Below are 12,520 nucleotides of genomic sequence, written 5' to 3' on the forward strand. Positions count from 1 at the left end.
CTATTTGCTTTTACTTTTGGCAAAGCTCTCGGCGAATTCGGTCAATACTTTATCTCCGCCCGCCTTTTTCCAGTCATCCTGAACCTTTTTCCATTCGTTTTCATCGATTTTGTTCATAATAAACTTGACAGCGCCATCGGAAGCTATTTTTCTTAATTCATTGCTTTTTTGGCTCCAGGTTGGGGATTCGAAGTATAGGGGCAGCGCCGGATTAACTACAGCAATCTTCACGTTATCCTTGATGAGCTGTTTCCCTTTTGTTGTCAATGGATTCTCGCCTGTTGCAACGAGCTCCTTCGAGCCGTCGTCAATACGAAGCTCACCGAGACCAAGCGTATCCTTATCGAAGGCCTCATCTCCGCCGATTTTCTCGACTTGACCGTTCGTCAGCTTGTATTGCTTGCCTTCAAGTCCCCAGGTCAGCATGTTAACCGCATCCTGCTCCTGCAGTCTGTCAAAAAACGCCAGAATTCGTTTCAATTCCTCTTCTGTCTTGATCGACGATTTCGGGAACAGGAACACTCCGGTATAGCCCGGTTGAGCCCAGACCCGCTGACCCTTGGTACCGGCTATCGTATCGAGAATCGCTATCTTCGCATTCGGATTCAGCTTGGCAACCTCCATCTGCTGTTTACCGACATCATCAAACAGACCCAGATTAATGCCAGCCTTGCCTTGATTGAACATCGTGTTCATTTGTTGTTCTTCTGTCACGACGAAGTCCTGGTTCAACAGCTTTTCATCATACAGCTTTCTGATGTACTTCAGAGCTTCGAGGTATTCATTTGTCATGAAATCCGGCGTAAATTGTCCATTTTCTTCCTTCCATCCGTTCGGTGCTCCAAACCATGAAGCGATATGCGGGATCAAGTAACCCTGACCATCTTTAAAAGCAAGAACTCCATAAGTGTCATCCTTGCCATTCTTGTCCGGATCATTTTTGGCAAACGCTTTCATGACGTTGTACATATCCTCAGGCGTTTTGGGTTCTTTCAAATTCAGATTATCCAACCAATCCTTGCGGTATGTGACGCCAAATCGGGCAAGAGGTCTGGAGCGGTATAAGCTGTACGTTTTCCCTTGTATTTTGGTACTCTCGAACTGCAGCTTACTCAGGGCGCTCAAGTTTTTGTAATCCTTCAAATACGGACCGATTTCCCAGAACAATCCAGATTTAATCGCATTGACCAAGGGCGGGGCCGAAGAATTCAACGCCAGCATCACCTTGGGCAAATCATTGGAGGCAATCGAGACACTGACCTTATCGTCATAGGCAGAACGTGGCACCCATGTCATTTCGATTTGTGTGTCCGTGATCTCCTGCAGCTTCTTCCAAATGTCATTCTGGTTGCTTGGAGGCTGAGGGGTATAATAAGTAGCCATAATACTCAGTTTGAGCGGCGGCTGCTTCACATCAGGCGTCTTGGGTGTTGTTGTCGTGCTGGCGGCGGCTGTCGCTTCTCCCTGCTGCTGCCCCTTATCTCCACTGCAGCCGACAGTCAGCACCGACAAGGTGACCAATGTACATATAGCTGTATGATAAGCTTGTTTTTTCATCGCAGTTCTCCCTCTCCATATTATCCTTTAATTGATCCTAACAGCACGCCCTTGGCAAAATGTTTTTGCAGGAATGGATAAACCATAATAATCGGCAGCGTAGCAACTACGATAACAGCCATTTTGACCGTTTGCGGCGGCACAACATAGGAGGCTTCTGCCGCAAAGCTCGCATCTCCAATGCCTCCTGAAGACATAATGACAATTTGCCGCAGCAAAATTTGAATCGGCCATTTATGCGAATCGTTGATGTAGAGCAAGGCACTGAAAAACGTGTTCCAATGCGATACCGAATAAAACAGGGAAAAGGTGGCCATCGCTGGCAGTGAGAGCGGAATAACAATTTTCCAGAGAAGTAAGGGATCGTTGCAGCCGTCCATTTTTGCCGATTCCTCAAATTCCACAGGCAATTGTTTGAAAAAATTGATCAAAATGATCATGTAAAATGAATTGATCGCCCCGGGAAGCCATAAGGCTCCGTACGTATTCAACAGTCCTAACGATTTAACGACCAGGAAGCTTGGAATAATCCCTCCGCTGAACAGAAGCGTGAACACAACCAGCAGCATAATCGTTCGCTTACCCTTAACATTACGGGACAACGGATAGGCCATCAACAAGGTCATCGCCATATTGATCAAGGTCCCGACAATGGTAATAAAAATCGTGATCAGCAGGCTGCGCAGCAGCGTATTTTCGGAAAAAATAAACCGGTACGCCTCCAGTGAAAATTCCTTGGGAAATAATATGAATTTACTAGCCAGCACCTCCTTCGCCGAAGCAAGTGAGCCCGCTACAATATGAAGAAACGGAAATAAGGTTAATAAAGCTATCACAGCAAGAACCGTAATGTTGCCAATATCAAAAATCGTGCCTCCTACAGAACGTTTGTGCAAACTCGGGCACCCCTTTCCCCAATGAATCCTTTACCTCTAATAGACACCTTCCTCCCCTAATTTTCGGGAAATATGGTTAGCCGCGACGACCAGAATCAAACCAACGACCGATTTGAACAAGCCTACGGTAGTGGAATAGCTGAATTGCCCCTGCGTAATCCCGTTCGTATAGACGTAAGTATCAAAAACCTCACCAACCTCCCTATTCAGCGCGTTGATCATGAGCAGCATTTGCTCAAATCCGGTATCGAGAAAATTACCCAGACGAAGAATGAGGAGAATGACGATGGTGCTTTTGATCGCCGGCATCGTAATGTACCAAAGCTGGTGCCAGCGGCTCGCCCCATCAATTTTGGATGCTTCATATAAGGTCGGGTCCACACCTGCAAGCGCTGCCAAAAAAATGATCGTGCCATATCCTGTTTCTTTCCATATAACCTGCAGTGTTACCATCGGCCGAAACCACTCGGGTCCTGTAAGAAAATTGAGCTTATCGGCGCCCATTGCTGCCACGCCCTCATTAACGATCCCTCCTTCGGTCGTAAACATCACATAAGTGATCCCTACAACAACAACAATCGAGAAAAAGTGGGGAATATAAATGAAGGTCTGGACGGTTCTTTTGAACCATTGAATCCGCAGTTCATTCAGCATCAGGGCAACAATGATCGGTAACGGGAAAAATAACACGATGTTGTATACCGCCAGTATCGCTGTATTTCGAAACAGCTGCCAAAAGATCGGCTCCGAAAAAAAACGTTCGAAATGCTCCATGCCTACCCATCTGCTGCCCCAAAAGCCAAGTGCCGGCTGATAATCCTTGAAGGCAATCAACATATCCCACATCGGCAAATACTTAAATAACAGATAATAGATCAGTCCCGGCAGCATCATACCATACAGCCATATATCCTTACGGACTGCTTTTTTGAAGCTTATGGTCGCATCTTTAACCGGTATCGCCTCTAAGCTGCGTTTGATAGCTTTCACCTCCTCTCCATCGTTGTTTACTTAAGCATCATAGAGCGCTCCACGTTGTTCAGTCTATAATCTTCAGCCGACCATGTGTGGGTAATGGTCCATACAACTCGAATAACCCCTATAATCATTTCATGAGCTTATGCTCATTAGCTGATATTAAGGGGTTATTTTGGCAGGAATAATGCGTATTCTCTTGTTGATTCTATGTATGGCTGTGCTCACCTTCAACCTGCTTATTAGGATGAACGTTAAAAAAGGTTGCTTTTCCATTACTGGCAGCAGCCTTCTCCTCATATTATCGGTAATGAAACTCTTCATCTTTAACCTTAAGCTTGACATTTCCCCATCAGAAAAGCCAACTGGCTTCTGTTCTTAATGTTCAGCTTCCTGAAAATATTCGACAAATGTTTCTTCACCGTCACCTCGCTGAGATATAGCTTACAGGCAATCTCCATATTGGTAAGACCTTGAATGATAAGCTCCACAACCTCCATTTCGCGCGGTGTCAAGGAGGAGAGCTCCTCCTGTGCATCTCTGCGTTCGTCTAACATGTCTAAACCTGTGAGCATTTTGTTCAGATAGCTCTGCAGTTTATTGCCTCTTGTATCGATAACATAATAGGGTGTCGGCGTGATGCCATCATAATCGTAATGCACCGCATGCTTGGCGACCTGGCAGCCGAGACCGAGATGGATCTCGCCAAAGAACGGATTGGCCGGAGGCGCCGCGACAAGGAATCCGGCAGAAATGATATGCGTAATGAAGGTTAAACCGGCAGCTGCACGCAATGATTGGTCTGCAAAATCGGGAATATCGATCGTCTTCACGAAATACCCCGCATTCGTTTCTCTCGGTACCTTCAATTCCTTCAGTCTCTGCTCCGGCAAGCCTGTAAAATAAGCTGAAGATAACGGCTGAGTAAGCAGATAGTCCAACGTGTGTACATTGATCGGTATAATTACCGAGAGCCCCGACAAACCTCCTTGCCTATCCCGGAGCAGCTTGACGATGCTGGAGTCCAGCTCATACAGCTCACGAAGATGAATATGCTTCAAGGTATATAAATTTTCTTCCATAGAAATGACGTATTCATAACGTTCTAAGGTTTCTGGATTCGTATAAGCAATCCTCGCTTCTTTGGCCGATGACCGCCTATTCTCGATATAACGCTCAGCCTCAGACCAGTTGACACTGTTGAGCGTTTCCCACCGATGTGTGCCCGAATTCTGATAAAAAAAGGCAAGAATCGCTGGATCACCAATATAATAAAACCACTCGGCTGTTTCCCAGGCAACCGATTTCTTATGTACCGATTCCTTGATCAGATCATAATAATAAAGGTTGCAGCGCTTTCGAATTCCACCGTATTGTTCAGGTGCGCGTACCTGCAGCTCGTGAGTGATCGCATCTCGCATAAGGTCGTGAAGCAGCCAGCCCCGATCCACACGACGGACGAAGGATAGTCCAACCAGCTTAAGGAATTGCTCCGTCGAGATCGGCCTGCCCATGGCACATGTGAGAAGCTCCTGGTTGAAATGCCGTAATACCGCCGCCGTTTCCACCAGCTCCCTAAGCTGCGGATCCGGAAGCTCCTTCAACCAGGTATGCACTACCTGAGCGAACACGCCATTATCTTCCTCGATCACCATTGGCTGCATCGTATGGAATTGCGTCGTGGATACGAGCAGGGAAAGAGTCAACGGATGACCCTTGGTCTTGTTCCATATTTGTTGGATATCGTCTTCGACGTTGAACCCGGAGCGATACAAATACTCCTTTACCGCATAATAATCCAGATCCCCAATCGGCATGTGGCAGATCAATTGCCGCCATGCCGGAGAGGACAACCATGCGCCTTGAATCGGATAACGTCCAGATATAATGACGAGCACCTTGGAATGGAGCTGCACCAGAAACTCTTCGCGGAACCAATACTCGAACTCTCCGAGCTCCTCGAACGTATCCAGCGCAAGGATGACACCACCGGACTCTGCCTCCTTCTGAATGGCTTCCTGGCACAATACTAACAATCGGTTTAGTTTATCTATCTGCTCCTCCTTAGATATATGGCAGCGAAGCAGTCTCAGCAGATGGAGGCAGAAGTCCTGTGGGTTGTGTGGAAAATCCATGCTATCGAGCAGCAGAAACCGCGTCTGCACTTCATGGGCAATACGGCGAAATTCGTCGAGGAGGTAGCTCTTGCCTACGCCACCTGTGCCATAAATATTGAGAATACTTCCTCTATGCTTCATCTCTAAAAGCTGTTCATGGAAGAATTGGACTTCCTTCTGCCGACCTACCAAATAATGCTGTTCAATCTGATCGATTTCGTTAACGAATCGTTCCCCAACGTCTCGCGTATTGCCCTGTTCCTTTGACATGCCTCCGAACCGCACCCTTCTCCTTCTAAATACCGCTGCTGCGGTGCTTATCTACGCCATATACATGCCGCCGTTCACATTCGTACATGTACCTGTCAAGAACCGGCTCTCCTCACTGGCTAGAAAAGCGATTGCCCCTGAAACATCGTCCGGCACCGCAACTCGCTGCAGCGGCGTCATAGCTGCAATCTGCTGCTTAATGGCTTCCGGTGTATAACGTGAAGCGTCCGTCTGGACAAGCCCCGGAGAAACAACATTGGCTGTAACCCCATGAGGGGCGCTTTCCACTGCGACATATTTTGCAAATCCATTAAGTGCTGCCTTGGCCGACCCATGTGCCGTGAAATACGGCGATGCGACTTCTGCCGCACTGCTGGATATGTAGATAATTCTTCCATATTTACGTGCAATCATAGCTGGCAAAACCGCCTGTGTCAGCGTAAATGTGGCCTTCATCTCATCGTTCAGCTTCTGGGCAAATTCCTCCCATTGCATCTCGATCAGCGGCTTCATCACGAAAGACATATTCGCATTGCTTACCAGGATATCGATGTCACCGAGTGTTGTCTGAATATGGGCGATGGCGTTGCTCACCTGTTCGGGATCACGCACGTCCGCCCTTGCCAGCTCTGCTTTACCGCCAGAATTCCGTATACGCTCCACAATCGTTTGGGCAGCCTCCTCCTGCTGAATATAATTTACCGCAACACTTGCTCCCTGCTTGGCCAGCATTAGCGCTGTGGCCGCTCCGATCCCTCGGGCGCCGCCCGAAATGAAAGCTACTTTTCCTTGTAAATTCATCGGCTTGTTCTCCTTTTATTAAATAAGCTGCAGATCTTCTGTCACATTGGTTTTATAATCATTAGAAGAATTAATACGAAACCCAGAAAAGAAGCGGTGTTGTAAAGTCGATTGGCTTTTGTAAGGAGTATGGCTGCATCCGTTGAAACGTCCATAGCAGTTGACCTTTCTTTCTCACCATCCAGTACCTGCTTTAATTGATTCACTACTGGAGTAAGCAGACCTACCGCAACCACCTGAATGAGTACATACAAAACGAGAGAAATCCATATCCATAAATCCGAGAATTTCCAGCCTGATAAGGCCACGAGCACCACACCCGATACAACAGCAATTGAACCGCCTATTTTCGGGAACAAGTTGAGCAGCTGAAATAATGCCAGCGACTGACGAAGCTGCTCCTCCTGCTGTCTTCTCCTGAATAATATATGACCGAAAAACGTCGGCCCAATGCCGATAATCGCAGACACCACGTGAATGACAATAAGCCATTGCATTTCTATCCACTCCCAAGCTCCATCTTTCGTTCAGCAGACGCGTCATCCTAGAACCTCTTTAATTTATCATCCGAACAATGGCAGCGGTAGTATACTATAGTAGTAGAAAGGTAGTAGTTATATGGAATAAAATGGTAATTAATTACACTCTCGTTAATTTGAACGCAAAAAAGCCGAGAATGCACTCAAGCTCATTCTCAGCTGCTATAAACAAAGCATCGTTGATTAATTGATTGCTGTGGTTCTACGAGACATAGGGTTCGTTTTACTATTCTGCTATACCTTCAAGCTCGGCTATTAAGCAAACCCCTTTAGCTTTGCCAGCACAACCCAGCGCCGTTCGAAGCGCCGTTTATACCTGGGAAGCCCACGGTATAGTTCAACCGTTGCCCGGTAAGCCTCGCGTGCATCCACTTTGCGGTCAAGTTGGGTGTACAGCTGTCCAAGCCGATAATAAGCTTCGCATGAGGAGGAATTGACGCTCTGAAACTGCTGCAAATAGGTGATGGCTTTATGGGGGTCCTGTTCGGCCCAGGCTTCAGCCAAACGCAGATAGGGCTCACCATACTTAACGCGTGGATTTAATTCCAATGCATGTTGTAAGCTTTGCTCGCCTTGCTGCAAATGCCCAAGCTTTAGTTCACAAATGCCCAGATCAGCCCGTACCTCTGCCGAATCCGACATCACCTCGGTAATCTGGAGCAATAATTCATACGCCTGTGTATATTTCCGCTGCTCGATCCATATTCGTGCCATATCGAGCTTGGCGGAGGTTTGATGGGGGCTTAGCCGCAGCTCCTGGCGAAGTCTGGAAAGCTTTCTTGCCCGCTTTAACGGCTTGACAATACTTGGCGACAATCCGATAAAACGTCGTTCCAATACATAAAATATAATTAGCAATACAATAATGGCTACAATCGGACTTCCGGTCAGCCATGTCAGTGCAACGAACAAAACAATTTTGCTCAACATAACTCAACCTCCTTGCTCAACATAACATTATATCTCATCTGAAGCTTCCTTGCCTTTCTTCCAGTTGATTCCAATATAGCACAAATGTTTATTTCTTTACAGCCTGCTTGCCCTGCATACCTATCTTAAACCGGATAATAGCCACTGACCCTGTTATTTACAAGCCTTGCAACCAGCCCTAATATGAATAGCCTCAGGATGGCCCTCATACACTTGAAACAAATGAACTATGAGGAGCTGACTGCCTATGCCGGATCGGGAAGAGCAATTCGAGCATCAATTTTGGCTGCAAATTCTGGGAGACCATTCCCGGTTTATTCATAACACGTTATACCCTGTGGAAATCAAGGATATCGCAGCTTCGGAACAATTTATTCACCATTTTGATCTGCTGCTAGAGCGATCCCGCGGGTCGCTGGATTCTGCGCAGCTTTCGGAGCTGAATCATGCCGCTCATCAAGCCGCAGTCAGCTTGCGTGCCTTTAAATTAAGCTTGCTGGAAAGATCCCTGCTAGGCGCCGTCAAAATCGGTATAACGCCTTCCTTCCTGAATCATATGGTAAATGAGTTAGAGGCATATATTCGTATTCTCGACGAACTGCTGGCAGGCAAACCCGTTCCGCATTACCCACCCCTGCACCATGATCTGTTGTGGCTGTCTGATGCCGCTTTTCATTCTTCAGCCATCGCAACCGAGCTGGACTTCGTGGAGAGACCATTGATCGCCAAAAGCAAAATGTTCGAGCAGCATTTTAATGAATTTTATTTAAAAGCTATTGAACTGGCCGGTTATTTGCGAACGATGCGACAACAGTATCCGTCGTTTGTCCGGTTTCATCGGGACATCAACCTGGAATTGACCTTGTTTATGGCTTTCCTAAAAGAATTGGAGCTGCTTGATCTAAAAGGAGAGCTGCTTGGCAGCTTGAATCCGCTGCTTCCTGATCATATGTACCGGGAGGAATGCTATTATTTGAACAAGCTCGCACAATCCGGAGAAATTTCTGTACCAGACTGTAATCCAACCACACCTCGAGTGGAACGGTGAGAATTATACAAAAAGGTCGCCATAGGGATTATATGCTCCTCCTTGAATGATTAACCTCCGTTTGCCGACAGGTAATTTTCAACATGTCATAAAACCCCCATATCGGGCTAGATACTCTTGCTTTACTTTATAATCCGGCATGATACTTCCAACACGTCTCCAAAAAGATCTGTCATGGTTCATATGGATCAGATGGCACAGTTCATGAATGATCACATAATCGATAACTTCAATCGGTGCCATGGCCAGACGATAATTAAAGGTCAGCTTTTTATCCGAGCTGCAGCTGCCCCACTTGGTTTTGGACTCTACGATCTCGATGGTTTTGGGTTTTACCCTCAGCTGGTTTTGATAACTGACAATTCGCTCTCGCACAATCCTCTCACAGCTCGAGAAATAAAATTTCTTGAGATTTTTCTTGAGTATGTCTTCAGTCAAATCACCAGTCTCTATTAATTCATGAAGAAAATATTCTTTGCCCAAATGCAGAAACTTCCCCGCATCTTGATATTTTCTTTCTTTAGGTGTTTGTCGTGCATCAGCAATGTTGGACTTTTTCTCTAGTATCCATTTGGCATGATGTTCAACAGTACTAAGGATAACCTCCTTGCTTGTATCATTGGGAGCTTTAACTGTTATGAAACCTAAAGAATCTATCCGAATCGAGATCTTTTTTGTATGTCCATACTGCACATTAAAGTCAATACTATTATTTTCAAATTCTATTTTCATCAGAAACATTCTTTCTATAAGGTTATAGTTGGAACCATCCATCACAATTCTAACGGTATGTCAGTATTGCACAACACCATAAGACAGTTTAGTCAAAATGTCAATATATCGTCACGTAAGGAGCATTGAGAATAACAAAAAAACAGTCCTACCCTCGTCCAAGGGGGAACTGCCTGCGAACAACTAGCTGGTATCTGGGGCTAACGCCAGCTCATCATTCATTAAATCCAAAATGTAGTTTGGCCAGCTCTTTGAATCTAACGCTGTCAATCTGTTCTTTTGTACAATTTCCATCAATCCATTGAGTAAAAGAAGTATCAGTTAACGTTACATTTCCATCACTTATAAGCTGGGTAATCAGTGAGATTTTGTTAAAACGCGAGTCTTTATGCTCTAGGATAATTCCTTGTACTTCATTTAATTCAGACACATCCTCTACAATTCGTTTCGTATCAAAAGCATAGCCTATTTTCCATTCGGTATCCTTATATTTTAGTTTATATTCAAATATATAGTCCCCATATTCACTTTCCACTGCTTTGACCCGAAATTCTCCATTCATAGAGGAAATCAGTTCTCCATTTAGCGGCAGAGGTTGCAGTGGCAGGTTTCCGCCAAATCCAGTATCAACGAGGTAAGTCTGACCTTCATGCTGTAACAGAATGGCTACATGAGTTCTTCCAAGATTGGACCAGTCATTCGTTGTCTGATTGTATACTTCTGCACGAACCAATACGCCATGAAACCCATTCTCTACTAAGAAATAATAAAGCAGAGGATTTAATTGATAACATAATCCCCCTTCATTTTTTATGAGAATTTTGTTAATCAGATTTTCTCTGGTAATAGCTTTTGTTGTATTTGAAATGATATTTAAATTTTCGAAAGGAATGGCTGTTGCTGTTTTTTCAAGAATGTAGTCCAATATGTCAAATGTCAGTTTTGTATGGTCCGGAATGCCAAGTCTTTGACGAAATAATTCATTCAACTCAGTCATTGTGAATAGTCCCTCCAGCCTCGTTCATTAATCTGATACCTAACTAACTTATTCGTGCCTGTGAACTCTGATTCCTTCGTACGGGCTCTTTTCGTCTTGAAGTGATCGACTATTCAAACTTGACTAGATGAAATTAAAACCATTACAATGAAGTTCCAAGTTCCATTACGAGGAAGGAGTTTGCCTACGATGTCATCCGTAAGATTGCTTGTTTTAGGAACCATTTTGCGTCAGGGAATCACTCATGGTTATGGTGTTTACAGAGAAATTACTTCATGGCGGGCCGAAACATGGACAAGTGTAAAACCAGGCTCTATTTACCACGCTTTAGAAAAACTTGAGGCACAGGAAATGATACAAGCCGAAGCTTCGGGGGATAGTGTTAAGCTGGGACCAGCCCGTACGGAATATACATTAACGGAGCAAGGTAAGACTGAGTTTATATCATTACTGGAAGCAGCACTCAAGAGCAACGATTTTCAGTTATTGGCTGCTGGGATCGCGTTTATGGAAATGCTTCCTCGTCAACATGTGATTGCGCTCTTGGAGGAACGTCTTGACTCACTCAAAGAAATAGATACGTTCTTGAAGACATTACCCACGGAGTCCATTCCGTCCGATCCTTCCAAGCACCCTGAGCTAGTGGGCATGTGGATTGGATACTTTGAATATGCAATGGCAGCCACTCAAAAGCTCCGGCATTCTCTCAAAGCAGGAAATTATCTTTTTAAAAATGAATCTGAACTGGAGGGAAATCAACATGCTTAAAGCAAAACTACATGATGGACATAGGATCGACGTGGAGGTTCACGGAAAGGGTCCAAGCTTATTGCTTCCGGTAAATCCCCAGCCAGTTGAAGGAGCAAAAGCCAAGGAAATGCGAAAGTGGGGAGTCGATCCGGCTCTGGGCCGGTCACTTATAGACGGTCTTAGTGATCAATATCGTGTAATTGCTTTTGACTATGAAGGTCATGTCCTCAAGACACCTAAACCCAATACATTAACACCGACCAATATCACACGCGATCTTCTCGCCATAGCGGACTCAGTCGAAGCTGATCGATTCGCCTATTATGGTTACTCATGGCTTGCTCTTAGTGGGCTGCAGCTAGCCCTTCGAACGGATCGACTGACTGCGCTCATTATGGGCGGTTTCCCTCCTATTGACGGTCCCTATCAAGAGATGTTAAGAGTTACTATGGCGACTCATGAAATGTCTATTTCAGCTCAAGAGCCCTCTAATCACCCCCAACAAACTTCGGATGAATATGATTGGTCGAATGTTGAGGTAACGATGAGTGAAGCTCAGACCAAGCAGTTCGTCACCCTCTACCAGGAATTGCAAAATTTTAACGATAGAGCAGCTCAAGCACAACTAATATGTCCTCGCTGTTGCTTTGCAGGAGCTGCTGACAAAATCGATTATGGCAAACGTTGGGGCGACGTACAGGTGGACATCGTTGGACCACTCATTAACAAGCGCAGCGAAATGGAAGCTCTCGGCTGGGATGTTCATATTGTTGACGGGCTTGATCACACCCAAGCTATGCAAGCGGCCAACGTCCTGCCCATCGTACGTCCTTGGTTAGATTCCAAGCTAATCCTTAATCAATAAATGGAGCAGCAATGCGCACAATCCTTGCCTCCTGGAAAACAGG

12 protein-coding genes are annotated in these 12,520 nt (G+C 45.5%); 3 read left to right on the top strand and 9 right to left on the bottom strand.

Translation table 11 applies throughout. From position 1 onward, the window contains the following. The 7 genes from NST47_RS21035 to NST47_RS21065 form a co-directional block, all read right to left on the bottom strand. Positions 1 to 1,557, bottom strand: a complete 1,557-nt coding sequence (locus tag NST47_RS21035) for an extracellular solute-binding protein (RefSeq protein WP_341156876.1) — start codon at positions 1,555 to 1,557, stop codon at positions 1 to 3. 20 nt (positions 1,558 to 1,577) lie between these two features. Further along, positions 1,578 to 2,453, bottom strand: a complete 876-nt coding sequence (locus tag NST47_RS21040) for a carbohydrate ABC transporter permease (protein ID WP_341156877.1) — start codon at positions 2,451 to 2,453, stop codon at positions 1,578 to 1,580. A 36-nt stretch (positions 2,454 to 2,489) separates the two neighbouring features. After that, the gene (locus NST47_RS21045) at positions 2,490 to 3,347 is read right to left on the bottom strand and encodes an ABC transporter permease (protein ID WP_076238070.1); all 858 of its coding nucleotides are present in this window, start codon (positions 3,345 to 3,347) and stop codon (positions 2,490 to 2,492) included. A 413-nt stretch (positions 3,348 to 3,760) separates the two neighbouring features. Continuing rightward, positions 3,761 to 5,815 (bottom strand): helix-turn-helix transcriptional regulator, encoded by a 2,055-nt coding sequence (locus tag NST47_RS21050; RefSeq protein WP_341156878.1) that lies wholly within the window; start codon positions 5,813 to 5,815, stop codon positions 3,761 to 3,763. Between the two features lie 51 nt (positions 5,816 to 5,866). Beyond that, a complete protein-coding gene (locus NST47_RS21055) occupies positions 5,867 to 6,616 on the bottom strand; it encodes an SDR family NAD(P)-dependent oxidoreductase (RefSeq protein WP_341156879.1) in 750 nt (249 codons plus the stop codon). A 41-nt stretch (positions 6,617 to 6,657) separates the two neighbouring features. After that, on the bottom strand, positions 6,658 to 7,113 hold the full coding sequence (locus NST47_RS21060) for a DUF2269 family protein (RefSeq protein WP_341156880.1): 456 nt from the start codon (positions 7,111 to 7,113) through the stop codon (positions 6,658 to 6,660). A gap of 297 nt (positions 7,114 to 7,410) precedes the next feature. Further along, positions 7,411 to 8,082 carry a tetratricopeptide repeat protein gene (locus tag NST47_RS21065; protein WP_341159719.1) on the bottom strand — a complete coding sequence of 224 codons (672 nt, stop codon included), beginning with the start codon at positions 8,080 to 8,082 and terminating at the stop codon, positions 7,411 to 7,413. Between the two features lie 250 nt (positions 8,083 to 8,332). On the opposite strand from NST47_RS21065, the gene NST47_RS21070 reads away from it, so the two are divergent. Then, complete coding sequence (locus tag NST47_RS21070; RefSeq protein ID WP_341156881.1) at positions 8,333 to 9,133, top strand: DUF2935 domain-containing protein; 801 nt, start codon at positions 8,333 to 8,335, stop codon at positions 9,131 to 9,133. Between the two features lie 78 nt (positions 9,134 to 9,211). Here the strand turns inward: NST47_RS21070 and NST47_RS21075 are convergent, their stop codons facing one another. Both NST47_RS21075 and NST47_RS21080 read right to left on the bottom strand, forming a co-directional pair. Next, entirely contained in the window at positions 9,212 to 9,865 is a 654-nt protein-coding gene (locus NST47_RS21075) for a M48 family metallopeptidase (protein WP_341159720.1), read from the bottom strand. A gap of 214 nt (positions 9,866 to 10,079) precedes the next feature. Next, on the bottom strand, positions 10,080 to 10,862 hold the full coding sequence (locus NST47_RS21080) for an arylamine N-acetyltransferase family protein (RefSeq protein WP_341156882.1): 783 nt from the start codon (positions 10,860 to 10,862) through the stop codon (positions 10,080 to 10,082). 189 nt (positions 10,863 to 11,051) lie between these two features. Here NST47_RS21080 and NST47_RS21085 point away from each other — a divergent pair, with 189 nt between their 5' ends. Both NST47_RS21085 and NST47_RS21090 read left to right on the top strand, forming a co-directional pair. Continuing rightward, a complete protein-coding gene (locus NST47_RS21085) occupies positions 11,052 to 11,630 on the top strand; it encodes a PadR family transcriptional regulator (RefSeq protein WP_341156883.1) in 579 nt (192 codons plus the stop codon). After that, the gene (locus NST47_RS21090; protein WP_341156884.1) at positions 11,623 to 12,477 is read left to right on the top strand and encodes an alpha/beta fold hydrolase; all 855 of its coding nucleotides are present in this window, start codon (positions 11,623 to 11,625) and stop codon (positions 12,475 to 12,477) included. Before NST47_RS21085 ends, NST47_RS21090 begins: the two co-directional genes overlap by 8 nt. Positions 12,478 to 12,520: the final 43 nt, after the last annotated feature.

Source organism: Paenibacillus sp. FSL H8-0034, from assembly GCF_038000305.1.
In the GTDB taxonomy this organism is placed as follows: domain Bacteria; phylum Bacillota; class Bacilli; order Paenibacillales; family NBRC-103111; genus Paenibacillus_S.